The sequence below is a fragment of the Nonomuraea insulae genome (genome assembly GCF_042656245.1).
The window spans coordinates 61,922-84,784 of sequence record NZ_JBHSPA010000073.1 but is presented as its reverse complement, the minus strand read 5'-3'; the positions used below and the strand labels follow the sequence as shown (position 1 = coordinate 84,784).

The window sequence follows — 22,863 nt, the reverse complement described above, 5'->3', positions numbered from 1 at the left end:
ACGTATTCAGGCACGCTTCACGGAAGTCGGGAGGCGGACCATCCCCCTGACGTTGCCGTGCGCGGTCCTCCTGATGCCCGTGGGGTCGATGTCGTAGTCGGGGGCGACGGCCCTCGTGAGCTCCTCCAGCGCCACCCTGCCCTCCAGCCGGGCGAGGGGGCCGCCTAGGCAGTAGTGGCGGCCGGCGCCGAAGCTGATGGCCCGGGCGGTGTCGCGGTTCAGGTCGTACACGTCGGGGTCGGGGAAGACGCGCTCGTCGCGGTTGGCCGAGCCGATCAGGAGCCAGACCTTGGCGTTCTCGGGGACGCGGGTGCCGTACCACTCGAAGTCGCGCGTGAGGCGGCGGGCGGTGCCGTGCGCGGGGGTGTCGTAGCGCAGGGACTCCTCCGTCCACCGCTCGATCGCCCCGGCGAAGGCGGCGGCGCGCTGGTCGGGGTTGCGCCACGCCCAGTACCAGGCGGCGCTGAGCAGGTGGGTGGTGGTCTCGGCGCCCGCGCCGATGAGCAGGAACAGGAACGCCACGATCTCCTCGTCGGTCAGATCGTCGTCGGCGACGAGCGCGGAGACGAGGTCGTCGCGGGGCGCGGCCCGGCGTTCGGCGACGATGGAGCTGTAGTAGCCGCCGAGTGAGACGACGCCCTTGACGCCGTCCTCGGACATGGTGCCCTGGGGGTCGTACTCGAGGATGGACCTGGAGTCGCGGCGCACCCTGGCCCGTTCTGACGGCGGGACGCCGACCAGCTCGGAGATCACGTCGAGCGGCAGCACGGCGGCGAAGTCGCGGGCGAAGTCGAACGTCCCCCGCTCGACCGCCCGCTCGATGTGCCCCCGGGCGATCTGCCTGATCATGGGTTCGAGCGCGGCGACCCGGCGCGGGGTGAAGCCGCGGGAGATGGCGGCGCGCATGCGGGTGTGCTCGGGCGGGTCCATGGCCACGAACGACAGGAACGTGCGCACGTGTGTGCCCCAGGCGCCCGGGTCGAGGAGGGGGCCGTGGTCGCTGGACAGCAGGCCGCTGTCGGAGAGCGCGGCGGAGACGTCGGCGTGCCGGGACAGCGCCCAGAAACCGAGGTCGGTGTTGTGGTACAGCGGCGCTTCCGCGCGCAGCCGCGCGTAGACGGAGTAGGGCTCGTCGTTGACCGCGGGATCGTACGGGCTGTAGAAGACGTCCACGTCGCCCACGCTACGACGCTTGCGCGGTCGTGAAAACGGGCAGATGTTTTGACCATGAAGAAGCTCATCAACACGGCAGGCACCGTCGTTGAGGACGCGCTGAACGGCATGGCCGCGGCCCACCCGTCGCTGCGGATCCGCGACCAGGTGGTCTACCGGGCCGAGGGCCCGCGCCGCGGGAAGGTGGGGCTGGTCTCCGGCGGCGGCTCGGGCCATGAGCCGCTGCACGCCGGTTTCGTCGGCTACGGCATGCTCGACGCCGCCTGCCCCGGCGAGATCTTCACCTCGCCGGTGCCCGACCCGATCATCGAGGCGACGAACGGCGTGGACGGCGGCGCCGGGGTGCTCCACATCGTCAAGAACTACACCGGCGACGTCCTCAACTTCGAGATGGCCGCCGAGCTGGTCGAGGGCGTCGAGGTGGTCAGCGTGCTGGTGGACGACGACGTGGCCGTACAGGACTCGCTCTACACGGCGGGCCGGCGCGGCACCGGGGCGACGCTGTTCGTGGAGAAGATCGCGGGGGCGCTGGCCGAGGAGGGCGCGCCGCTGGCCGCGGTCGCCGCGGTGGCGGGCGAGGTGGACGGGCGCAGCAGGTCGTTCGGCATCGCCCTGACCTCCTGTACGACTCCCGCCGCCGGCAAGCCCACCTTCGACCTGCCGGAGGCGGAGGTGGAGCTGGGCATCGGCATCCACGGCGAGCCGGGGCGGGCCAGGGTGCCGCTGGCGCCGGCGCGCGAGCTGGCGGGCATCGCGATGGAGGCCATCCACGGCGACCTGCCGCTGCGGGGCGACCTGCTGGTCATGGTGAACGGCATGGGCGGCACGCCTCTCATGGAGCTGTACGTGGTGTTCGCGGAGGTGGCGGCGTACGTGAAGGGCAAGGGGGCGCGAGTGTCCCGCTCGCTGGTGGGCAACTATGTGACGAGTCTGGATATGCAGGGCTTCTCCGTGACGGTCTGCCTGCTCGACGACGAGCTGACCCGGCTGTGGGACACCCCGGTCGAGACGCCCGCGCTGCGTTGGGGGCGCTGATGGAGACCGATCTGTTCGTGGCCTGGTTCGAGGAGGCCGCCAAGCTCGTACGCCAGGACCGCGACCGGCTGACCAGGCTCGACGCGGCCATCGGCGACGCCGACCACGGCACGAACCTCGACCGTGGCCTGACCGAGGTCTGCAAGGCGCTGGCCGACACGCGGCCGGAGTCCCCTGAGCAGGTGCTGGCGACGGTGGGCACGACGCTGATCCGCCGCGTCGGCGGCGCTTCGGGGCCGCTGTACGGATCGGTGTTCCGGGCCATGGGCAAGACGCTGGAGTCGCCAGTGACGCTGGCCGGGTTCTCGGCGGCGTTCGAGGAGGGGGTCGTCGCGGTCGAGCGGCTGGGCAAGGCCGCGCTGGGCGACAAGACCATGGTGGACGCGCTGGCTCCGGCCTCGCGGGCGCTGGCCCTGGCCGTACGCGACGGGGTCGGGGTGCGCAAGGCGCTGGACGAGGCGGCGCGGGCGGCGGAGGAGGGCGCCAAGGCCACGATTCCGATGCAGGCGCGCAAGGGGCGGGCCAGTTACCTCGGCGAACGCAGCATCGGGCACGAGGATCCAGGGGCGGCGTCGGCGGCGCTGTTCCTGGCGGCGCTGGCATCCGTGGCGGGATAGGCGCCGACGCGAGATGGCCCCCATGGCGGATTGGCTGACGATAGGACGGCGTGGATGGTCGGGGTGGTGCTGGTCTCCCACAGTGCCGGGCTGGCGGCCGAGGCGGCGGCGCTGGCGCGGGCCATCGCGGGTGCGGACGCGCCCATCGCGGCGGCCGGAGGGACCAAGGACGGCGGGCTGGGCACGAGCTTGGACCTCATCGAGGCGGCGGTGCGCAGCGTCGATCGGGGACACGGGGTGCTGCTCATCCCCGATCTCGGCAGCTCGGTGCTGACCGCCCGGCTGCTGGAGGAGGCCGGGCGGCGGGTGGTGGCGGACGTGCCGTTCGTGGAGGGGGCGATCGCGGCGGCGGTGGCGGCGGGCGCGGGCGCGAGGCTGGCCGACGTGCTGGCCGCCGCCGAGGACGCCCGCACCTTCCGCAAGCTCTGACCCGCCTACATGCCGGCGGCGATCAGCGTTCGACCAGGGCCAGCACGCGTACGGGGCTGCCGGAGCCGCCCACGATGGGCAGCGGCGGCGCGAGCACGACGGCGCCGGTCACCGGGAGGCGGTCGATGTTGCGGAGCTGGGTGAGACCGTACTTGCCCGCGCCCAGCAGGAAGGAGTGGCAGGGGAAGGCCGGGTCGAAGGAGTGGGCGGCGCCCGCGTCGGTGCCGACGGTCTCGACGCCGAGGCCGAGGATCGGGGTCTCGCTCGCCAGCCACCGCGCGCACTCCGGCGAGATGCCGGGGGTGTGCGGGCCGCTCTCGTCGGCGTTCAGGAAGGCGGCCTGGTCGGCGGAGCGGGCGTCCCAGCCGGTCCGGTAGAGCAGCCAGCCGCCGTCGGGGAGCGGGCCGTTGGCCCGCTCCCACTCCTTGACGTGGTCGATCTGGAGGAGGAAGTCGGGGTCCTTCGACGCCTCGGCGGCCAGGTCCAGCACCACGGCGGGCGCGATGAGGCTGCGCGCGGGCACCTGGGAGACGTCCTGGCCGTCACGGCCGGTGACCCAGTGGACGGGGGCGTCGAAGTGGGTGCCGGTGTGCTCCCCGGTGTGGATGTCGTTCCAGTACCAGGCCGGGCCTCGATCGTCGTAGCGGCTGATCTCCTCCAGCCGGAACGGGATCGTGTTGCCGAACGGTTGCGGCAACTGCAGGATCGGCGTCTCCGCCGTGAGAGGCGCGGTGAGGTCGATCACCTCGATCGCCCCGCTGCGCACACTGTCCACGAAGCTCCGCAACACCGACATGACTTCCTCCTTGATGGGCTGAGCGCATCCTCCTACGCTCGCCCTACCAGTGCAAAGTGCTCCTTACACGCCCCGGCAGGCCGTCCGGGTGCCGTCCAGCTCGTAGGTCTTCTTCAGCGAGTTGAAGTTCTGGGCGTTGGACTTGGCGCAGAACTTCGAGGTGGCCAGGTTGTACTCGACCTGGAAGACGGCCTTGCCCGCCTTGACGAACTGGTCGTAGCCGTAGTCGCCGTTCTGCGCGGTGGTGCACTCCGAGTGCTCCCAGCACTCCTCGTTCAGCGCGAAGTCGAAGTACGGCAGCAGCGCGGGGATCTGCTCCACGTCGTTCTTGAGCGCCACGGACAGGCCCCGCTTGTGCGCCTCGTTGGCGAACCAGGTGTTGTACGCGAGCTGGTCGGCGGCCTTGAGCGGGAAGCCGCTGTCGTTGCTGTAGCCGTCGACGTTGTCGGGCTCCACGGCGTCGAACCCGGCGGCCTTGCACATGTCGAGCCGGGCCTTCATGATCTTGCCGAGCGTGCCGGTGTAAGCGCGGATGTCGAGCCAGCGCTCGCCCTCCCAGTCCTCCAGCGGCGTGCCGAGCACCTCGTCGGGGAACTGGCCGGCGTCGGGGCGCCAGTCCTCGTAGGTTCCCGCGCTGATGTAGCAGACGACGCGGCGGCCGGGCTTGGCGGCCTTGAGCGCCTTGACGATCGCGCCGTCCTGGGCGGCGAAGCCGTCGATGTCGTACATCTGCACGTCCAGGTACGGCTTGGCGGGCAGCGACGAGAGCCGCCACTCCCAGCTCGTGTTGAGCGCGGGCTTCCAGCAGCCGGCGCAGGCGACGGGAGCCGGCAGCTCGGCGGCCTGGGCGGGCGGGGCGGAGATGAGAGCGGTGGCCGCCAGAGCGATGGCGGAGACGATGACGGAAAGACGCATGGACACTCCTCGCGAACGAAAGGGTTCGGATCGGTGGCGACGCGCGCTGTTCCGCACTCTCCGCTGCGCGTCCTGGCCAGGGACGCCGGAGTGGCATGGCCCATAGAGAGCAGGGACTCACGCCAGCACGCTCGGGACGGGGCTCCTTTCTGTCGCCGGATAGAATTGCGCGTTCCTGACGGGTTGTCCAGCGTTTCAGGCAGAAAGGTGCGTCAAGCCCGGGTCCACTCCGCGCAACCACCGGTCTGGAAGGCCTTGTCCGTGGCCTGGACGGTGACGCTGGCGGGGCCTGTGGGCATGCCGCTCGCGAGCACGTCGGCGAGCGCGATCGTGCCGGGGGTCACGCTCTTCAGCCTGGCCCAGTAGCACATGGAGAACCCGCCGGTGGGCCCGGCCGTGCGGTAGGTGCCTGGCTGGATGTCGGTGCCGACGACGAGCGTGCGCAGCGAAGGAAGGCCCGCGGCCGGGCCGGTGGTGGTCCCCGCGGCCGGAGGCGTCGTGGTCGCACCGGGCTGGGTCTGGCCCGGCTGGGACGTCTGGCCCGGCTGGGACGTCTGGCCCGGCTGGGACGTCTGGCCCGGCTGGGACGTCTGGCCCGGCTGGGACGTCTGGCCCGGCTGGGACGTCTGGCCCGGCTGGGACGTCTGGGCGGGCGGCGTGCCGGGGGCCGTCTCCTGGGGCGGGGTCGTCGTCTCGCCGGGGGTGGTGGCGTCGGGCATGGCCGGCTGGCTCTCCTCGACCGTCACCGTGACCTTGGGCGCGGGCTCTTCCGCCGGCGTCGCCGTCTGCGCGCCGAACCCCACGAACACCCCCAGCAGGAAGCCCAGCAGCGCGGTCAGCCCGGAAACGAGCACGATGATGGGCGGACTGCTCGTCGCCCGGGGATACTCAGGGGGTGGGGGCCCGTACATCACGGACCAAGCGTGCCATCACTGTCAACGATGGAGATAATCGACGAGCGACGCCTTCTCCGTCTCGAGTTCCTCGATGGCGCTCTTGACCACGTCGCCGATGCTCACGATGCCGACGAGCCGTCCGTTCTCGACGACGGGCATGTGCCGGAAGCGCTGCGTGGTCATGGTGTGGCGCAGCGTGTCGACGTTCTCGCCCGGCCCGACCGTGGTGACCTCGGTGGTCATGATCGACGAGACCGGCGCGTCGAGGATCGTGGCGCCCCGGTCGTGCAGGCGACGCACGACGTCGCGCTCGGAGACGATGCCCTCGATGGTGAGCCCGTCGGAGGAGACCACCACGGCTCCGATGTTGTGCTCGGAGAGCTCGGCGAGCAGCTCCCGCACGGTCGCCCCAGGCGCAACTGTCGTGACTTCGCTGCCCTTGTTGCGAAGGATCGTACCGATGAGCATGTGCACCACCCCTGATCCTCAGTGTTCCAAGCCTGGGTCCAGGCAAACAACACCCTAGGGACCGCGTCAAGCGGTCACGTAGGCTGCGTCCGTACCAATCCGGATAATTACCTGGGGACAGCGAAATGACCGAGCCGCTCAACACCGGAAGCCACGACCTTCCTGTCACCGGCGAACTGGCCGCGTTCATGCGTACGGGGTGGGCGCGAGCGGGAGGGGCCGAGGTGAGCGCACGGCCGATCGCCCCGTGGGCGGCCAAGCGGCGCGCCGCGCTGGCGCAGCGCTTCCCCGGTGAGCGGCTGGTGATCCCGGCGGGCGGGCTGAAGGTGCGCAGCAACGACTCCGACTACCGGTTCCGGCCGCACAGCGCCTACTCCTACCTGACCGGGGCGAACGAGTCCGACGACGTGCTGGTGATCGAGCCATCGGGCGAGGCGGTCCTCTACGTCAGGCCGCGCGCCCCGCGCGAGGAGGGCCAGGAGTTCTACCGCGACCGCCGCTACGGCGAGTTCTGGGCCGGCCCCCGCCCCGACCTGGCGGAGGCCGCGGAGCTGTACCAGGTGGAGTGCGCCCACATCCGCGACCTGGAGGCGGGGCGGCCCGCCAGGGTGCTGCGCGGAGTGGACGCCACAGTGGACGCGCGGGTGCCGAGGGGCGAGGGGGACGCGGAGCTGGAGTCGTTCCTGTCGGAGATGCGGCTGGTCAAGGACGAGTGGGAGGTCGGCGAGCTGCAGTCCGCGGTGGACGCGACCGCGCGCGGCTTCGAGGACGTCGTACGCGCGCTCCCCCAGGCCATCGGGCACCCCCGGGGCGAGCGGTACCTGGAGGGCGTGTTCGGGCTGCGGTCGCGGCTGGAGGGGAACGCGGTCGGCTACGACAGCATCGTGGCCTCCGGGTCGCACGCGTGCGTGCTGCACTGGATCCGCAACGACGGCGCCCTGAACCCCGGTGACCTGCTGCTGCTCGACGCGGGGGTCGAGTCGGACACGCTCTACACCGCCGACGTCACCAGGACCTTCCCGCTCTCGGGCCGGTTCGGCGCCGTGCAGCGGCAGGCGTACGAGCTGGTGTACGAGGCCCAGACGGCCGCCATCGCCACCCTCAGGCCCGGCGCGCGCTTCCGCGACTTCCACCTGGCGGCCATGCGTGTCATCTGCGAGGGCCTGCGCGACTGGGGCCTGCTGAAGGAGAGCACCGACACGCTCATGGAGACGGGCCTGTACCGGCGCTACACGTTGTGCAGCAGCGGCCACATGCTCGGCCTGGACGTGCACGACTGCGCGCGGTCGAGGGCGGAGGTCTACCTGGACGGCGTGCTGGAGGAGGGCCAGGTGCTGACCGTGGAGCCAGGACTGTACCTGCAGCCGGACGACCTGACGCTGCCGGAGGAGCTGCGCGGCATCGGCGTCCGCATCGAGGACGACCTCGTGATCACCGCCGACGGCGCGAGGCTGATGTCCTCCGCGCTGCCCCGCCACCCAGACGAGGTCGAATCCTGGATGGGCGCCTTGTCGTAACGGACCGGTCACGTTTCGTGCCGTACTGACAAGGTGTGACCTGGGTCTCATACCTTTTCCTCAAATTCCCACCAAAGCATGGCCTACTGGAAAACCCGTCAGTAAGGTTGCCAATCCGTAGGCGGCGGAGGTGGTGATGGCCTGGTCCGGGTACGTCGGACGCCGGGCCGGCTCGGCCCTCGGCCAGGTCGGAGACCTGTTCGTCATCGTCCTGGAGGGCCTGCGCCGGAGCTGGGACGTCAGGCGCTGGTGGTGGGAGTTCGTCGACCAGTGCTGGTTCCTGGCCCGCGTCACCAGCGTCCCCGTGCTCCTGGTCTCCCTGCCGCTCGGCGCCACCGTGGCCTTACAGGTGGGCGAGCTGGCCCGGCAGCTCGGCGCCGGCTCGGCCACCGGCAGCGCGGTCTTCGTCGGCCTCATCCGCGAGGTCGCCCCCCTCGCCAGCGCCCTGCTGATCGCCGGGGCCGGCGGCAGCGCCATGACCTCCGACATCGGCGCGCGCAACATCCGCGACGAGCTGAGCGCGATGGAGGTCATGGCGGTCAACCCGATCCACCGCCTGGTCACGCCGCGCATGTGGGCGGCCAGCACGATCGCGGTGTGCCTGTGCCCGCTGGTCATCCTGGCGGGCGCGAGCGGCGGCTACTTCTTCAACGTGGTCGTGCAGGGCGTCACGCCGGGCGCGTACTTCGAGGGCGCGCTGTCGCTGGTGGTGGCCTCCGACCTGTACGTCACGCTGTTCAAGGCGTGGATCTTCGGGTTCATCGCGGCGGGGGTGGCCTGCTACAAGGGCATGACGTGCGCGGCCAGCCCCGTCGGGGTGGGGCGGGCGGTCAACCAGGCGACCGTGGTGACGTTCATGCTGGTGTTCACCTTCAACTACGTGATCTCCGCCGTGTACTTCCTGGCCTACCCGCCGAGGTCGCTCTGATGGCGACGCGGACCGCCGGCCTCAGACTCGCCCTGCGGGGGCGGGACGTCGCCGAGCGGTTCGCGACGCTGGCCGACTGGCCGCTGTTCGTGTGGAGGGTGCTGTTCTACTCCGTACGCGACATCGTGCTGCGGCTCAAGTACGCCAAGGTCGTCGTCCGGCAGGTCAGCGACGTCGTCGTGGGCGTCGGCGCGACCGTCATCGGCGGCGGGATGATCTTCGTGGTGTTCACGATGGCGTTCGTCGTCGGCGCGACCGTGGGCCTGCAGGGCTACCAGGGGTTGCAGGCCATCGGCGCGGAGTCGTTCATGGGCCTGGTCGGCAGCTTCGCCAACGTCCGCGAGATCACCCCGATCATCGCGGCCACCGCGCTGGCGGCGCAGGTCGGCTCGTCGTTCACGGCGGAGCTGGGCGCGATGCGGATCTCGGAGGAGATCGACGCGCTGGAGGTGATGGGCATCAACGCCTTCACCTACCTGATCTGCACCCGGGTCGTGGCGGCGCTGCTGGCGCTGGTGCCGATCTACCTGATCGCGTTGTTCGCCAGTTTCTTCGCCACCCGGCTGATGTGCACGGTGCTGTTCGGGCTGGCGCCCGGGGTCTACGACTACTACTTCTACCTGTACCTGCCGGTCAGCGACATCGTGTTCAGCGTCACCAAGGTCGCCGTGTTCGCCTTCGCGGTCATCGTCATCCACTGCTTCCACGGCTTCCACGCCACGGGCGGGCCGGTGGGCGTGGGGGTGGCGGCGGGCCGGGCCATCCGCCAGTCGATCGTCACGATCGTGCTGCTCAACCTGCTGCTGTCGTTCCTGTTCTGGGGCGGCGGCGGCAACATACCGCTGACGGGGTGATCCGGTGGGCCGAGCTGATCTCTCCCTCGCAGCCCGGGTGGGCATCGCGTTCGCCGTGCTGGCGGTGATCGCCGCGGCCACCCTGTACGTCGTCCGCACCGCCACCGCGATCACCGGCACCCGGATCGACGCCGTGTTCGGCCGGGCCGGGCAGGGCCTGGACGGCAGCTCCCCCGTCAAGATCCGCGGCATCACGATCGGCAAGGTGACCGGCGTCTCCCTCGACGCCAAGGGCAGGGCCGTGGTCACCATGCACCTCGACCCGGGGATCAAGGTGCCGCGGACCACGGTCGCCTCCGTGGAGCCGACGTCGGTGTTCGGCCCCAAGTTCGTGGACCTGCGGCCCGGCGCCGGCGAGGCCAACGGCCCGTTCCTGGCGGCCGGCGCGGTCATCACGGACACCGAGGACCCGCTCGACCTGTCCGACACGCTCGGCGAGGCCTACCGCGGCCTGGACGCCATCGATCCGCGCGAGGTCACGGTCATCGTGCACACCCTGGCCAAGGGCCTCGAAGGCGAAGGCCAGAACCTGCGCGAGCTGCTCGGCGACGCCGGCACGATCGTCGGCGTCGCGCACAGGCAGCGGGAGCGGGCGCGGCGGTTCCTGCAGGACACCGCCCTGCTGGGCACGGCACTGTCGGACAAGGGCGACGAGCTGGTCTCGATCTCCTCCGACGTCAACGTCATCACGCCGGACCTGCTGAAGCGGGCCGACAAGGTGCGCGCGCTGCTCCAGGAGATCACCTCGATCTCCGGGCAGGTGTCCCACGGCCTGGCCGCGCACCGCCAGGACCTGCGGGCCGGGGTGCACTCCGGGGAGCGGGTGGCCGCGCTCATCTACGCCCAGCTCGGCCTGGCCGGCGACGGCGTACGCGGCCTGAACCGGCTGGTGGACCTGCTCAACGAGCTGATCGAGGCGCCGGGCCCCGGCGGCAACCGCCAGCTCCAGGTGGAGGCGTTCGTCGCCACCGACGTCTGCGAGCTGATCGTCGGCGCCTGCGGCCCGACCGACGGGAGGCGCTGACATGGAACGCGTCCGGCGCCGGTGGACCTTCGTCCGCTTCGCCCTGTTCATCGGCGTGTGCGTGTCGCTCATCGTGGCGGTCGGGGTGCAGATCGCGCGGGTGAGCACGGGCGGCGGCTACCGGCTGGTGGCGATGTTCGACGACGTGTCCGGGCTGGTCGAGGGCGACCAGGTCAAGATCGCCGGGGCGCCCGTCGGGCAGGTGGACACGATCAGGGTCGTGGACGGGCGGGCGGAGGTGACCATGGAGGTGCGGGAGGCGGTCAGGGTGCCCGCCGACACCGAGGCCGCCGTACGCTGGCGCAACGCCGTCGGCCAGCGCGTGATCTACCTGCTGCCCGGCACCGCCCCCGGCCGGCTGCCGCCGGGCTCGCGCATCACCCGCACCTCCTCCGTGGTGGACATCGGCGAACTGGTCAGCGACCTAGGCCCGCTCACCCGCAGCCTGGACCCCGAGCAGATCAACCAGCTCCTGACCGCCGCCGCCAAGTCGCTCAAGGGCAACGACAGGAACATCCCGCGGCTGCTCGACAACGTCAACGCCATCACCACCACGCTCACCGAGCGCAAGAAGACCATCGAACAACTCCTGAAGGACTACGCCACCGTCACCGGCGTGGTCGCCAGGCGGGACAAGCAGATCGAGCGGCTCATCGACAACCTCGTCACGCTGTCGGAGGCGTTCGCCGACAACCGCGAGCTGGTGGACGACGCGCTGGTGGAGCTGTCGGCCACCTTCCACACCTCCAACGAGGTGCTCGGCAAGAACGCCGACGAGCTGGGCGGCCTGGTGGACAACCTGTCGGGGCTGACCGGCGGCATCAGGCGGCACGTGGGCGAGATCGACCGGACGGTCAGCACGTTCCAGCCCCTGTTCGCGCGGGCGTACTCCAGCGTCAACCGCGGCCACTACTTCATCACCGCGGTCCCCTGCGTGGCGCTGAACGCCGCGCCCTGCCCGTACGGGATGCAGACGCCGCCGCCGCTGCGCAACACCAGGATCCAGAGCGAGAAGGACCTGCGGAAGCTGCTGGTGGGCGAGTGAAGTCTTTCCGCGACAGAAACAAGCACGCCGTCGGGCTGGTGTCGCTGGCCACCCTCGCCGCGGTGCTCGTCGCCACGTTCCTGGTCGGCAACCTGGGGCTGCTGGAGGGCGGCTACACCGTGTCGGGCGTGTTCGTGGACTCGGGCGGCCTGCGGACCGGCAACGACGTCCGCGTCGCCGGGGTGCGGGTCGGCAAGGTCACCGAGGTACGCGCCGACTACGCCCAGGGCAACGTGGTCGTCACGTGGAGGGTGGACGACGGCGTCCGGCTCGGCCGCGCCACCCGGGCCGACATCACGCTGTCCAACCTGCTCGGCGGCCGGTACGTCAAGCTCACCGGCGCCGTCTCGGCCCCCTACCTCGACCAGCTCCCCGAGAGCCGGCGGCGCATCCCGGTACAGCGGACCGGCGTGCCCACGCTGATCAACGACGCCATCAAGGACGCGACCCGGCTGATCGAGCGGCTCGACACCGACGCCGTGGACGACCTGCTCACCGAGCTCGGCAAGATGGACACCTTCAAGCGCGGCCGCGTCACCCGGTTGCTGGACAACATCGGCGACCTGTCGGACACCATCAGCAGGAGCGAGCCGCAGGTCCAGCGGCTGCTCGACAACGGCACCAAGATCATGGACGTGCTGGAGAAGAAGGACCGGCAGCTCGGACGGCTCATCGACGCGGTCGAGGTGATGCTGAGCGAGCTGCGCAGACGCCGCAACGAGCTGCGTACGCTGCTCGGCGACGGCAGCGACCTGGTCCAGAGCACCACCCGGCTGATCACCGAGCACGAGGGCACGCTCGTCCAGGTCCTCGACGACAACGCCGCCATCACCACGCGGCTCAGCGGCAGCAACGAGCGGCTCAACTCGCTGCTCGCCTGGGCGGGGCCGACGTTCTCCGGGCTGTCCACGATGGGCGGGCAGGGGCCGTGGCTGGAGGCCATCGCCACGGGTCTGGGCCCGATCAATCCGGAGGTGCTGGCCGCGATCGCCAGGGACAGGAAGAGCGACAGATGAGACGGCTCGCGGTGGTGCTGCTGGTCTGGACGTTACTGGCCTCGGGATGCTCGGTGCTGGGGGCGGAGCCGTACCGGCTGGTGGCGATCTTCAACAAGGCGCCCTCCCTGTACGAGGAGGCGCGGGTGAAGGTGATGGGGCTGGACGCGGGCTACGTAGAACAGATCCAGATTTTTGGCGACAAGGTACGGGTTGAGCTGCGAGTCGATCGGAACGTGCCGTTACCCTCCGACGTCAAGGCCGTGGTCGCCCCGCAGAACACGCTCGGCGAGCGCAACGTCGTGCTCTACCCCCCGTGGAAGCCCGGCAAGCAGCGGATCCAGCCCGGGGCGACGATCCCGCTGGAGCGTACGGACCTGCCGGTGGAGATCGACGACGCACTCGACGCCTTCACCAAACTGACCGACGCGCTCGACGACGACAAGCTGGGCGACGTGGCCGGCGACCTGGCCGACGGCGTCAGGGGGCGCGGCAAGACGATCAACAACGCGATCGCCGACACCTCCGAGCTCACCGGCGTCCTGGCCAAGCAGGACCAGCAGCTCGTCGATCTGGCCAAAGGGCTGAACAAGCTGGCCACCAGCCTCAACAAGCGCGAGAGCCAGGTGACGGGCGCCATCGACGCCTTCTCCGAGGCCAGTGCGATCCTGGCGGACGAGCGGCGGCGGCTGCGCGGGTTCGTCTCGTCCATGGCCGGTTTCGTACGGCGCGGCGACGTGATCATCGAACAGTACGCCGAACGCCTCCCCCAGGCCGCCGGGACCCTGGCCGAGCTGGTGCTGACGGTCCGGGCCAACAGCGCCTCCATGGCGCGGGCGGTCAAGGGCGCGGCCGACTTCGCCGACGTGCTGATCGACTCCTGGGACCGCGAGCAGCACGTGCTGAAGATCCGCGTCGTGCTGAACGCGATGACCAGGGCGTGGCTGACGCCGCTGTTCGACGCCCTGAACCTGGGCGAGGTGCCGTGCCTGCCCGGCGGGCTGAGCAACTGCCCCTTCTCGCAGCGGGGAGGCGGGCGATGAGGTTGACGGCCGCTTTGGCGGCGCTGGCCCTCACCGCGTCCTGCTCCCTGCAGACGCTGGGCGCGACCGGCGGCGACCTGACGCTGAACGCGGTCTTCGACGACGTGCAGAGCCTGGTGGCGGGACACAGCGTGCAGATCTCCGACGTACGGGTGGGCACCGTCACCGGCATCGAGCTCCAGGGGTACCGGGCCAAGGTCACCATGTCGATCCAGTCCGCGCACCGGGTGCCCGAGGGCAGCACCGCCACCGTGGCCAAGACGTCCGTGCTGGGCGAGAACTACGTGCTGCTCAGCCCGCCGCCGGGCAAGGACCTGGCCACGGGGCCGTACCTGAAGAACGGCGCCACCATCTCCGACACCTCGGTCGAGCCGGACATCGAGCAGGTCACCGCCAGGGCCGGGCCGCTCATCGAGGCGCTCGGCGCGCAGGACGTGAACGCCGTCCTCGACGCGGCCTCCACGGCGTTCGCCGGGCAGGGCGACGAGGTCAACAAGCTGATCAAGCAGACCGCGCAGGTCACCGACGCCTACGCGGCCGCCCGCCAGGACCTCGGCACCACGATCGACGCCCTGGCCAGGCTCGGGGACGACCTGGCCAAGGGCAGCGCAGAACTGGACCGGCTGCCGGGCACGCTCGCCTCGGCCACCGAACGGCTCGCCCACGGGCGCAAGCACGTCAAGAAGGCCATCGTCGCGCTGACCAGGCTGGCGAAGGAGGCCAACCTCACCGTCTATCCGCGCCACGCGGCGCGGCTGCGCACGCTGCTGCGCGAGCTGGCGGCGATCTCGTCGGCCATGCAGCGGGGCAAGGAGGACCTGAAGGCGCTGGTGGTCAAGCTCCAGAAGTTCATCGACGCGCCGCCGATCACGGTGAACGGGCAGGTGCTGATCTACGTCTGGCTGAAGGGCGTGCTGCCGTCCAAGCGTGCGGATCCCGTACGCGATCGGATCGAGGACTTCCGCCTGCTGCTGGAGCCGCCGCGATGAGAAACCGGATCTATCTGAACCTGGGGTTCTTCGTGCTGCTGGGGATCGTCATGACGGTCTGGGCGTTCAGCACGATCATCCGGCTGGACGCGATCGAGCGGCCCTACCGGGTGTCGGCCGAGTTCGTCTCCTCCCCCGGGCTGATTCGCGGGTTCGACGTGGCGTACCTGGGCGTCCGGATCGGCAAGATCGGCGATGTGCGGCTGGCGCCTGGCAAGATCGTCGTGGGCCTCGACATCGACAGGGAGATCCGGCTGCCGAAGGGCGTCACGGCCGAGGTGCGGCGCAGATCGGCCGTCGGGGAGCCGTACGTGGAGCTCTCCCCGCCCGCCGCCGGCGTCACCGGGGCCCGGCTCGCGGCCGGCGACACGATCCCGCTGGCCAGGACGACCGTGCCGCTGGACTACAAGAAGTTGTTCGAAGGGGTCGGCAAGCTGCTGAGCGCGGTGCCGCCCGAGGACGCCGACACCATCGTGCACGAACTGGCCGTCGCGCTGGACGGGCGGGCGCCCGCCATCAGGAACATCATCGACGACGCCCACTCCCTCACCGGCACCCTGGCCGACAACGCCGCCGTGCTCGACGACCTGTCCGTGCAGCTCACCCGGCTCACGCACACGCTGGCCGGCAGGCGGGGGGAGCTGGCCTCAGGGATCACGGACCTGAGCACGGTGACGGCGGCGCTGCGGGAGTCCCGTACGGATCTGAACGCCTTCCTCGACCAGGGGCCCGGCGTGTTCGCCCAGATCGACCAGGCCGTACGGACGTCCAGGCCGGGGTTCTCGTGCCTGCTGACGGCCCTGGGGCTGCCGCACGAGCCGGCGTTCTCGGCCGCCACCGAGCGGAACGTGCACCACCTGCTGAGCATCATCCCCACCGCGCTCTCCCTGGCCGACGACATCAGCGACCGGCGCGAAGGCACGGTGTACGGCAAGGCGGCGTTCGTCTTCAGCGTGCCCGGTGGGCCGACGCCCGCCGAGGAGTACGCGGGCGCCCTCGGCCCGCCCACCGTCCCCAAGCTTCGCGCCTGCCCCAACCGCGCCCCGGCCCCGGACACCTCCGATGACCCGTCCGACCGGCACCGGGACGTCGCCGCCCAACCGGACGATTCCGACCGCCCGGTGACGAAGGCGACGCGCACTCCCGCGCGGCAAACCCCGCGAGCCACCGAATCGCCGTCGGGCGTGGCCTCCACCCGGGCCGCGTCCGGTACCCCGATGAACACCGTCCCGCTGATTGCCGCGATTTTCCTCGCCGTGGTGGCGAGTGGTGGCATCGTGGGCTGGATCGCGGCGGGCCGGGCCGCCCGCCGCCGTGAGGAGCCGACATGAGCACCAGGCACGACCTGGCCGAGCAGGCCCACCCCGACACCCCACCCCCCGCCACCGAACCCCCCACCGACCCCACCCCACCGGCAGCCGCCGAACCCCCCACCGACCCCACCCCACCGGCAGCCGCATCCGGCGCCGCAGTTCCCGATGGGGATGCCGGAGGCGGCGCGGACAAGGACCCCGCGACGGAGGTGGAGTCCGGTGCGGGCACCGGCTCTGGAGGCGAGACGTCCAGGGGCGGGCGGTTCACGCGGGCCAAGGTCCTCGGCGCGCTGGGCGCGATGCTGGTGGCCGCGATCGCCGCCACCGCCGTCCTGCAGTGGGTCTCCGCCGCCCAGGCCCAGGACGCCCGCGCCGCGCTGGAGGCCGAGCGGTCCCTGCGCCTGGAGGTGTCGGGCGCGGCGAGCGCGTTCAGCCGGGCGCTGCTCAGCTACGACTACAAGGACCTCCAGACCACCCGCTCCACCCTGGCGGCCCAGGCCACGGGCGACTTCCTGGCCACCTACGACACCGCGTTCGGCGGCGCGATGGCGCAGGTGATCGTCAAACTCGAGGCCGTCTCGCAGGCCACCGTGCGCGAGGTGTACCTGTCCGACGTGGACGAGGCCACCGCCCACGCCATCGTCGTCGTCGATCAGCAGGTGAACACTTCCGAGGCGATCCGCTCCGTCACGGATTCCCACCTTAAGATCAGCCTTGTGAAGGAGAAGGGGAGCTGGAAGATCAATGACGTGACCGTGCTCGGCGCGGCCTCGGAAGACCAGTACAACCTCGACGGCGACAAGAAGAAGGATTGACGATCGGCCCTTTAGCGATGGGCGGCCACCCCGACGAGGTGCGCGCGCCGGACGACTGGCTCACCGAGGTGGAGCGGGAGCGGGCGGCCCACTTCATGTTCGAGCAGGACCGGGTCTGCTTCATCGCGGCCCACCTCCTCATCAGGATCTGCGCCGCCGCCGTGCTCGACGCCGACCCCCGGGAGCTGACGCTGCTGCAATACTGCGACCTGCACGGGCTCGGGCACGGCAGGCCGTACCTTGAACAGGCCCCCGATCTGGGCGTGAGCTTCAGCCACACGCGCGGCTACGTCTGCGCGGCGGCCGGGCCCGGCAAGGTCGGGGTGGACGCCGAGCACGTACGGCCAGGTCCTCTCGACAAGATGCTGGCCGACCGCGTGCTCACCCCGCGCGAACGTGCTCTGGTCACCGGCAACGACGAGCTGATCAGGCACTGGACCCGCAAGGAGGCGCTGATCAAGCGCGGCGAGCTGACCCTCGACAAGCTCGGCGCGGGAGGCGACGACCTGACGGGACGTCACCTGCTGGAATGGAGCACAGGACCGGACATCAGGGTCGCGATCGTCACCGACGCGCCCGCCAGGAGGGTGGCCATCCCGGAGGTCAGCGGCGGCGGGTCGGAGTGGGGTCGAGGAAGACCTGCATGACCCCGGGGAAACACTCCCGCAGCCGCCGGTCCACCTCCTCGCAGGCGATCTCCACCCCGGCCGCGCTGAACTCGTCCCTGAAGTCGATCTTCGCGGCGACCAGGATGTGGCCCGGCCCGATCATCATGGTGAGGAGCTCGACCACGTCCTGCACCTCGGGCTGGGCCGTCAGCACTGCGCGGATGCCGGTCTCGATGCCCTGGGGCGCGGCCTGGCCGATGAGCAGCGACAGGTTCGACTGGATCAGGATGAGGGCGACGACCACCAGGAGCAGGCCGATCGCGACGGAGGCGGCCCCGTCCCAGAGCGCCGAGCCGGTGAGCTGCGAGCCGAGCAGCCCGGCGGCGGCGATCAGCAGTCCGACGAGGGCGGCGGCGTCCTCGAACAACACGGCCTTCAGCGGGGTGTCGGAGGTGAGCCGCACCAGGCGGAACGGGTTGACGTCGTATCGCGCCGCCTCGGCCCGCAACTGGGAGAACGCTTTCGAGAACGACACGCCCTCGATCACGAACGAGACCGCCAGCACGACGTAGGACGGGGTGAGGTTCGACAACTCCTCGCCGTGGCTGATCTCGTGCAGGCCGTGCGTGATGGAGAACCCGGCCCCGCCCACCAGGGTCGCCACCGCCGCCATCATCGCCCAGAGGAAGCCCGCCTTCCCGTACCCGAACGGATGACGCCGGTCGGCGGGCTTGCCCGAGCGGCGCACCGCCACCAGCAGCAGGATCTCGGTCACGGTGTCGGCGGCGGAGTGGGCCGCCTCCGACAACATGGCCGCCGAGCCGCTGATGAGGCCGGCGACGAGCTTGGCCAGCGCGATGGTGAGGTTCGCCGCTCCGGCCACGAGCACGGTGCCCAGGCTCTCCCCCGACTTCTCCTCCATAGCGCTCCACGATACGTGCGCTAGATTGGGGATCTTGGCTGCTCCCCTCCCTGAGGAAAGGGATTCCTGCTTCACCGCCAACCGCCCGCCCAGGAAAGGAGCCCCTGTTGAGGTCTTACATCAGCTCCACAGGCGTTTCACCTCTCCGCCAGCCCGGCGGCGAGGATGTTCCGCGCGGCGTTGACGTCCCGGTCATGGACCACGCCGCAGGCACAGGCCCACTCCCGCACCTGCAACGGCAGCTTCCCCCGCAGGGCGCCGCAGGCCGAGCACAGTTTGGAGGAGGGGAACCAGCGATCTATGATCACCAACTCCCGGCCGTACCAAACAGCCTTGTACGCCAGCATGCTCCGCAGTTCGCGCCATGCGGCGTCGGCGATGGCGCGGGCCAGCGAGCGGTTCTTGATCAGATTGCGGACGGGCAGGTCTTCCACGGCGATCACTTGGTTCTCGCGAACAAGCCGGGTGCTGACCTTGTGCAGATGATCGCGCCGACGGTCGGCGATCCGGGCGTAGACCTTCGCGACTTTCAGCCGGGCCTTGGCCCGGTTCGCGCCGTCCGGCTGCTTGCGGGCCAGCGCCCGCTGGGCTCTGGCCAGCTTACGGCGGTCGGCCCGCTCATGCCGGGGGTTGGCGATCGTCTCCCCGGTGGACAGCGTCGCCAGGGCGGTCAGACCTGCATCCACCCCGACTATCCGCTCGACCGGCGGCAGCGGGGCAATGCGTTCCTCGACCAGGATCGACACGAACCAGCGCCCGGCCGCGTCCTTGGACACGGTGACCGTGGACGGCTGCGCGCCCTCCGGCAGCGGCCGCGACCACACGATGGCCAGCGGCGCGTCCATCCTGGCCAGCGTCAGCCGCCCGTCCCGCCAGCGGAACGCCGAGCGGGTGTACTCCGCCGACAGCCGCGATCTCTTGCGGGACTTGAACACCGGATAGCGGGCTCGTTTGGCGAAGAAGTTCGCGAAGGCGACCTGCAGATGGCGCAGCGCCTGCTGCAACGGCACCGACGACACCTCCGCCAGGAAGGTCAACTCGCTGTCGCGTTTCCACGCCGTCAGCGCCGCCGAGGATTCCGCGTAGGAGACCCGCCGCCCCTCCCGGTAGGCGCGAGTGCGCTCCTGCAACGCCCTGTTGTAGACCAGTCGCACACAACCGAACGTCCGGGCCAGCTCAGCGGCTTGCTCGGGGGTTGGGTAGAAGCGGTACTTGTAGGCCCGCTTCACGATCTGCGCCACAACTCAAATCTTAGTACACGATCAGTAACGCTGCGTACACATGTTCGATCCTGTCGCACCGTTCCGCGTTTCCTCTCCGCCCTGAAGAATGGGGTTTCCACGCTTGAGGAGATTCGATGAGCGCGCCTCGCTGGCTTTCATCCGCCGAACAGCGTGCCTGGCGTACACACCTGGCGCTGCACAAGCTGCTCATGCACCGGCTCGACCGCGAGCTGCAGGAGCACTCACTCTCGTTGAACGACTACGAGATCCTCGTCAACCTCTCCGAGAGCCCGGAACGGCGCATGCGGATGAGCGACCTGGCGGACGCGACGATCCAGTCGCGCAGCCGGTTGTCGCACCAGATCTCCCGCATGGAGGCCAAGGGCCTGGTGACCAGGGAGGACTGCTGGGACGATCGGCGGGGCACGTTCGCGGTGCTGACCGACGAGGGGTGGGAGACCATTCAGCGGGTGGCGCCGCACCACGTGGGTGGCGTGCGCGAGCACTTCGTCGACCTGCTCACCGACGATCAGCTTGAGGCGATCGAGGAGGCGTACGCGCCGATCGTGGAGCACCTGAAGAAGCTGCGCTGACATCTCGTGGAGCAGCTGAAGAAGCCGCACTGACTTTCTCGTGGGACAGCTGAAGAAGGCGCGCTGACATCCAACCGATATCCGCGACGCCCCACGCGCGTTCCAGCCGGTGGATACGATCCGGTCATGCTCAGAAGGTTACTGATCGTGGCGGTCCTCGCTCTGGCCTCGGCGTGCTCGTCGGGTGGTGGCGGGGCCGAGTTGCCCGCAGGGCCCGACCTGATGAAGAAGGCCTCGGAGGCCATGAAGGCCGTCAAGTCGGCCGGCTTCTCGATCGCGACCGAGGGCAAGCCGCAGGTGCCGGTCAAGAAGGCCGACGGCCGGCTCACGGCGCAGGGCGACGCCGACGGCACCATCACACTTGAGGTGCTGGGCACCCTGCAGGAGGTCACGTTCACCTTGATCGGTGACACCGTGCACTTCAAGGGGCCGACGGGCGGCTTCCAGAAGATGACGCGCGCCCAGCTCGCGCAGTTCTACGACCCGTCGGTGATCCTCGAACCCACCAAGGGCATCGCGCAGCTCCTCGCCACGGCCACCGATCCCAAGGTGGAGGGCGTGGAGAGCGGCTCCTACCGGGTCGCCACGACCTTCCCCGGCGACGTCGTCGGCCGGATCGTCCCCGGTGTCACGCAGGGCGTGAACGGCAAGGTCTGGCTCGACCAGGCCAGCAGCCGCCTCACCAAGGCCAGCCTGCCGTTGAAGGACGGCACGGTGACGGTGACGTTCAGCGACTACGACGCGCCCATCACGATCACGCCGCCTCCCGCCACGTGAGGCGCGCCCGCCGGGTGGTGCTCGGCGCGGGCGGCGCAGTGGTGCTGCTGGCCGCGCTGGACGCGTACGTGGTGGTGACGGTCCTGATCGACATCGCCGAGGACGTGGACATCCCGCTCAACCACCTCGAACGCGCGACGCCGATCGTCACGGGCTTCCTGCTCGGGTACGTGGCCGCGATGCCGCTGCTCGGCCAGCTCTCCGACCGGTACGGGCGGCGCCCCCTCATCCACGCCTGCCTGGCCGCCTTCGCGCTCGGCTCCATCCTGACCGCGCTGGCCTCCGGCGAGGTCATGGTGGTGGCCGGGCGTACCGTGCAGGGCGTGGCCGGGGGCGCGCTGCTGCCGATCACCATGGCCCTCATCGGGGACCTGTGGGAGGAGCGGGAGCGGCCGGTGGCCCTCGGGGCCGTGGGGGCGGCGCAGGAACTGGGCAGCGCGCTCGGGCCGCTGTACGGCGGGGTGCTGGCGCTGGTGCCGAGCACGGTGGTGGCGGGGGTGGAGCTGGGGGGATGGCATGCCATCTTCTGGATCAACGTTCCCCTCGCCGCCCTGGCCGCCGTCGCCGTCCACCTTACGATCCCGCCCCGATCCCCCGCACCCACCACCTCCACACGCGCCTCCGAGACCGCACCCACCATCTCCGCAAGCTCCTCCGAGACCGTGCCCGCCTCCGGAACGGCACCTCGCACGGCGGACACCAGCAAGGGCGCGGGCGATTCCGAAGCCGCCCTCCCTGAGCCGGGGACCGCATCGGCGCGCCCCCTCGGCACGAACGCGACGCCGTCGGCCTCCACGGACCTGCGGGCGGCAGGCCGAGCGGACGAACCGGCAGGTCCGACAGGACCCACGAGTGGTCCGACAGGACCGGCGAGTGAGCTGGCAAGGCGAGCGGATGAACCGGCAGGACCGGCCAGTGAGCTGGCAAGGCGAGCAGGCGAACCGGCAGGGCAGGCGGGCGAACCAGTAGCCGGGCGGGTGGACGTGGTCGGCGGGGTGTTGCTGGCGCTCGCGCTCGGTCTCCTGGTCGTGGGCCTGTACAACCCCGACCCCGCCCGCGCCGTACTCCCGCCCTGGGGCCTGCCCGTGCTCGCGGCGGGCGCGGTGGCGGCGGCGGGATTCGTGTGGTGGGAGATCCGCTCACCCGTCCGCCTCCTCGACCTCACCGGCACCCGCAAGGGCCCCCTGCTCGCCACCCTGGCCGTCAGTTTCCTGGCCGGGGCCGCGCTCCTCGTCACCATGGTGTTCGTCCAGTTCACCGCCCAGACCCTGCTCGGCGAGGACGCGCTGGGAGCGTCGCTGGTCCTGGCCAGGTTCCTGGCCGCCCTGACCGCCGGCGCCCTGGCCGGCGGGTTGCTGGCCCGCAGGCTGGGCGATCGGACGGTGGCGGTGGCGGGCATGGTGCTGGCCGCGGCGGGTTACTGGCTGATGAGCCGGTGGCCGCTGGACCTGGCCGGCGCGGGCCTCGTGGTGGACCTGGACCTGGTCGTCGCCGGTCTGGGCCTCGGCCTGGTGATCGCCCCGGTGTCGTCGGCGGTGCTGCGCGTGAGCACGGCGGCCCAGCACGGCGTGGCGTCGGCGGCGGTCGTGGTGGCCAGGATGATGGGCATGCTGGTGGGTATCGCCGCCGTGTCGGCGTGGGGGTTCTACCGGTTCCAGTCGCTGACCGCCCACCTGGACACGCCGCTCCCGTTCGGCGTGGACCCGGAGACGTACCAGCGCAGGCTGGCCGACTACACCGAGAAGGTGCAGGCGGCGCTGCACACCGAGTACACCGAGATGTTCCTCGTCACGGCGTTCATCTGCCTGCTCGGGGCGGCCGTCGCCACGCTCATGCCGGCCCGCCCGCGCGGGTAGCCCACCAGACCGTCGCCACACTCATACCGGCC

The 22,863-nt window shown here is 70.7% G+C and carries 23 protein-coding genes and 1 pseudogene; 17 read left to right on the top strand and 7 right to left on the bottom strand.

Annotated features, from left to right (window positions below):
- Positions 1-6: 6 nt before the first annotated feature.
- Complete coding sequence (locus ACFPZ3_RS50185) at positions 7-1,182, bottom strand: cytochrome P450 (RefSeq protein WP_379521525.1); 1,176 nt, start codon at positions 1,180-1,182, stop codon at positions 7-9.
- A 45-nt stretch (positions 1,183-1,227) separates the two neighbouring features.
- On the opposite strand from ACFPZ3_RS50185, the gene dhaK reads away from it, so the two are divergent.
- The 3 genes from dhaK to ACFPZ3_RS50170 are packed head-to-tail and all read left to right on the top strand — an operon-like array spanning position 1,228 to position 3,254.
- Positions 1,228-2,208 (top strand): dihydroxyacetone kinase subunit DhaK, encoded by a 981-nt coding sequence (gene dhaK, locus ACFPZ3_RS50180; RefSeq protein ID WP_379521524.1) that lies wholly within the window; start codon positions 1,228-1,230, stop codon positions 2,206-2,208.
- Positions 2,208-2,825 (top strand): dihydroxyacetone kinase subunit DhaL, encoded by a 618-nt coding sequence (dhaL, locus tag ACFPZ3_RS50175; protein WP_379521523.1) that lies wholly within the window; start codon positions 2,208-2,210, stop codon positions 2,823-2,825. Before dhaK ends, dhaL begins: the two co-directional genes overlap by 1 nt.
- Before the next feature lie 30 nt (positions 2,826-2,855).
- Positions 2,856-3,254 (top strand): PTS-dependent dihydroxyacetone kinase phosphotransferase subunit DhaM, encoded by a 399-nt coding sequence (locus ACFPZ3_RS50170; RefSeq protein ID WP_379521522.1) that lies wholly within the window; start codon positions 2,856-2,858, stop codon positions 3,252-3,254.
- Positions 3,255-3,276: 22 nt separating this feature from the next.
- Here ACFPZ3_RS50170 and ACFPZ3_RS50165 read toward each other — a convergent pair whose 3' ends face one another.
- The 4 genes from ACFPZ3_RS50165 to ACFPZ3_RS50150 all read right to left on the bottom strand — a co-directional run bounded on the left by ACFPZ3_RS50165 (position 3,277) and on the right by ACFPZ3_RS50150 (position 6,329).
- A complete protein-coding gene (locus ACFPZ3_RS50165) occupies positions 3,277-4,050 on the bottom strand; it encodes a cyclase family protein (RefSeq protein WP_379521521.1) in 774 nt (257 codons plus the stop codon).
- A gap of 63 nt (positions 4,051-4,113) precedes the next feature.
- Complete coding sequence (locus ACFPZ3_RS50160; protein ID WP_379521520.1) at positions 4,114-4,965, bottom strand: endo alpha-1,4 polygalactosaminidase; 852 nt, start codon at positions 4,963-4,965, stop codon at positions 4,114-4,116.
- A 212-nt stretch (positions 4,966-5,177) separates the two neighbouring features.
- Positions 5,178-5,879 carry a hypothetical protein gene (locus ACFPZ3_RS50155; RefSeq protein ID WP_379521519.1) on the bottom strand — a complete coding sequence of 234 codons (702 nt, stop codon included), beginning with the start codon at positions 5,877-5,879 and terminating at the stop codon, positions 5,178-5,180.
- A gap of 21 nt (positions 5,880-5,900) precedes the next feature.
- Positions 5,901-6,329 carry a CBS domain-containing protein gene (locus ACFPZ3_RS50150; RefSeq protein ID WP_379521518.1) on the bottom strand — a complete coding sequence of 143 codons (429 nt, stop codon included), beginning with the start codon at positions 6,327-6,329 and terminating at the stop codon, positions 5,901-5,903.
- A 125-nt stretch (positions 6,330-6,454) separates the two neighbouring features.
- Between ACFPZ3_RS50150 and ACFPZ3_RS50145 the strand changes: the two genes are divergently transcribed.
- From ACFPZ3_RS50145 to ACFPZ3_RS50095, 11 genes are all read left to right on the top strand, one after another.
- Positions 6,455-7,846 carry an aminopeptidase P family protein gene (locus ACFPZ3_RS50145; protein WP_379521517.1) on the top strand — a complete coding sequence of 464 codons (1,392 nt, stop codon included), beginning with the start codon at positions 6,455-6,457 and terminating at the stop codon, positions 7,844-7,846.
- Between the two features lie 136 nt (positions 7,847-7,982).
- Positions 7,983-8,774 (top strand): MlaE family ABC transporter permease, encoded by a 792-nt coding sequence (locus tag ACFPZ3_RS50140; protein WP_379521516.1) that lies wholly within the window; start codon positions 7,983-7,985, stop codon positions 8,772-8,774.
- Positions 8,774-9,628: an ABC transporter permease gene (locus ACFPZ3_RS50135; protein ID WP_379521515.1), complete on the top strand. Its 855-nt coding sequence runs from the start codon at positions 8,774-8,776 to the stop codon at positions 9,626-9,628. The genes ACFPZ3_RS50140 and ACFPZ3_RS50135 overlap by 1 nt, the downstream gene beginning before the upstream one ends.
- A gap of 4 nt (positions 9,629-9,632) precedes the next feature.
- Positions 9,633-10,652, top strand: a complete 1,020-nt coding sequence (locus tag ACFPZ3_RS50130; RefSeq protein WP_379521514.1) for an MlaD family protein — start codon at positions 9,633-9,635, stop codon at positions 10,650-10,652.
- 1 nt (position 10,653) lies between these two features.
- On the top strand, positions 10,654-11,697 hold the full coding sequence (locus tag ACFPZ3_RS50125; RefSeq protein ID WP_379521513.1) for an MCE family protein: 1,044 nt from the start codon (positions 10,654-10,656) through the stop codon (positions 11,695-11,697).
- Positions 11,694-12,713: an MlaD family protein gene (locus tag ACFPZ3_RS50120; RefSeq protein ID WP_379521512.1), complete on the top strand. Its 1,020-nt coding sequence runs from the start codon at positions 11,694-11,696 to the stop codon at positions 12,711-12,713. The genes ACFPZ3_RS50125 and ACFPZ3_RS50120 overlap by 4 nt, the downstream gene beginning before the upstream one ends.
- Entirely contained in the window at positions 12,710-13,735 is a 1,026-nt protein-coding gene (locus ACFPZ3_RS50115) for an MCE family protein (RefSeq protein ID WP_379521511.1), read from the top strand. The genes ACFPZ3_RS50120 and ACFPZ3_RS50115 overlap by 4 nt, the downstream gene beginning before the upstream one ends.
- Positions 13,732-14,724, top strand: a complete 993-nt coding sequence (locus ACFPZ3_RS50110) for an MCE family protein (protein WP_379521510.1) — start codon at positions 13,732-13,734, stop codon at positions 14,722-14,724. The genes ACFPZ3_RS50115 and ACFPZ3_RS50110 overlap by 4 nt, the downstream gene beginning before the upstream one ends.
- The gene (locus ACFPZ3_RS50105; RefSeq protein ID WP_379521509.1) at positions 14,721-16,055 is read left to right on the top strand and encodes an MlaD family protein; all 1,335 of its coding nucleotides are present in this window, start codon (positions 14,721-14,723) and stop codon (positions 16,053-16,055) included. Before ACFPZ3_RS50110 ends, ACFPZ3_RS50105 begins: the two co-directional genes overlap by 4 nt.
- Positions 16,052-16,852 (top strand): hypothetical protein, encoded by an 801-nt coding sequence (locus ACFPZ3_RS50100; RefSeq protein ID WP_379521508.1) that lies wholly within the window; start codon positions 16,052-16,054, stop codon positions 16,850-16,852. Before ACFPZ3_RS50105 ends, ACFPZ3_RS50100 begins: the two co-directional genes overlap by 4 nt.
- On the top strand, positions 16,849-17,499 hold the full coding sequence (locus ACFPZ3_RS50095) for a 4'-phosphopantetheinyl transferase superfamily protein (protein ID WP_379521507.1): 651 nt from the start codon (positions 16,849-16,851) through the stop codon (positions 17,497-17,499). Before ACFPZ3_RS50100 ends, ACFPZ3_RS50095 begins: the two co-directional genes overlap by 4 nt.
- Here ACFPZ3_RS50095 and ACFPZ3_RS50090 read toward each other — a convergent pair.
- Together ACFPZ3_RS50090 and ACFPZ3_RS50085 are read right to left on the bottom strand one after the other, a co-directional pair.
- Positions 17,456-18,382 carry a cation diffusion facilitator family transporter gene (locus tag ACFPZ3_RS50090; protein ID WP_379521730.1) on the bottom strand — a complete coding sequence of 309 codons (927 nt, stop codon included), beginning with the start codon at positions 18,380-18,382 and terminating at the stop codon, positions 17,456-17,458. The two genes, ACFPZ3_RS50095 and ACFPZ3_RS50090, sit on opposite strands and share 44 nt — an antisense overlap.
- A gap of 21 nt (positions 18,383-18,403) precedes the next feature.
- A pseudogene (locus tag ACFPZ3_RS50085) lies at positions 18,404-19,623 on the bottom strand (RNA-guided endonuclease InsQ/TnpB family protein); the annotation flags it as partial.
- 116 nt (positions 19,624-19,739) lie between these two features.
- Here ACFPZ3_RS50085 and ACFPZ3_RS50080 point away from each other — a divergent pair.
- From ACFPZ3_RS50080 to ACFPZ3_RS50070, 3 genes are all read left to right on the top strand, one after another.
- The gene (locus ACFPZ3_RS50080; protein ID WP_379521506.1) at positions 19,740-20,198 is read left to right on the top strand and encodes a MarR family winged helix-turn-helix transcriptional regulator; all 459 of its coding nucleotides are present in this window, start codon (positions 19,740-19,742) and stop codon (positions 20,196-20,198) included.
- Between the two features lie 126 nt (positions 20,199-20,324).
- On the top strand, positions 20,325-20,975 hold the full coding sequence (locus ACFPZ3_RS50075) for an LppX_LprAFG lipoprotein (RefSeq protein ID WP_379521505.1): 651 nt from the start codon (positions 20,325-20,327) through the stop codon (positions 20,973-20,975).
- Positions 20,972-22,831 (top strand): MFS transporter, encoded by a 1,860-nt coding sequence (locus tag ACFPZ3_RS50070; RefSeq protein ID WP_379521504.1) that lies wholly within the window; start codon positions 20,972-20,974, stop codon positions 22,829-22,831. The genes ACFPZ3_RS50075 and ACFPZ3_RS50070 overlap by 4 nt, the downstream gene beginning before the upstream one ends.
- Positions 22,832-22,863: the final 32 nt, after the last annotated feature.

Coding starts and splice junctions, on each gene's coding strand:
- dhaL (WP_379521523.1), top strand. CDS start 2,208: ATGGAGACCGATCTGTTCGTGGCCTGGTTCGAGGAGGCCGCCAAGCTC.
- ACFPZ3_RS50150 (WP_379521518.1), bottom strand. CDS start 6,329: ATGCTCATCGGTACGATCCTTCGCAACAAGGGCAGCGAAGTCACGACA.
- ACFPZ3_RS50165 (WP_379521521.1), bottom strand. CDS start 4,050: ATGTCGGTGTTGCGGAGCTTCGTGGACAGTGTGCGCAGCGGGGCGATC.
- ACFPZ3_RS50080 (WP_379521506.1), top strand. CDS start 19,740: ATGAGCGCGCCTCGCTGGCTTTCATCCGCCGAACAGCGTGCCTGGCGT.
- ACFPZ3_RS50100 (WP_379521508.1), top strand. CDS start 16,052: ATGAGCACCAGGCACGACCTGGCCGAGCAGGCCCACCCCGACACCCCA.
- ACFPZ3_RS50135 (WP_379521515.1), top strand. CDS start 8,774: ATGGCGACGCGGACCGCCGGCCTCAGACTCGCCCTGCGGGGGCGGGAC.
- ACFPZ3_RS50090 (WP_379521730.1), bottom strand. CDS start 18,382: ATGGAGGAGAAGTCGGGGGAGAGCCTGGGCACCGTGCTCGTGGCCGGA.
- dhaK (WP_379521524.1), top strand. CDS start 1,228: ATGAAGAAGCTCATCAACACGGCAGGCACCGTCGTTGAGGACGCGCTG.
- ACFPZ3_RS50140 (WP_379521516.1), top strand. CDS start 7,983: ATGGCCTGGTCCGGGTACGTCGGACGCCGGGCCGGCTCGGCCCTCGGC.
- ACFPZ3_RS50110 (WP_379521510.1), top strand. CDS start 13,732: ATGAGGTTGACGGCCGCTTTGGCGGCGCTGGCCCTCACCGCGTCCTGC.
- ACFPZ3_RS50125 (WP_379521513.1), top strand. CDS start 10,654: ATGGAACGCGTCCGGCGCCGGTGGACCTTCGTCCGCTTCGCCCTGTTC.
- ACFPZ3_RS50115 (WP_379521511.1), top strand. CDS start 12,710: ATGAGACGGCTCGCGGTGGTGCTGCTGGTCTGGACGTTACTGGCCTCG.
- ACFPZ3_RS50075 (WP_379521505.1), top strand. CDS start 20,325: ATGCTCAGAAGGTTACTGATCGTGGCGGTCCTCGCTCTGGCCTCGGCG.
- ACFPZ3_RS50160 (WP_379521520.1), bottom strand. CDS start 4,965: ATGCGTCTTTCCGTCATCGTCTCCGCCATCGCTCTGGCGGCCACCGCT.
- ACFPZ3_RS50145 (WP_379521517.1), top strand. CDS start 6,455: ATGACCGAGCCGCTCAACACCGGAAGCCACGACCTTCCTGTCACCGGC.
- ACFPZ3_RS50105 (WP_379521509.1), top strand. CDS start 14,721: ATGAGAAACCGGATCTATCTGAACCTGGGGTTCTTCGTGCTGCTGGGG.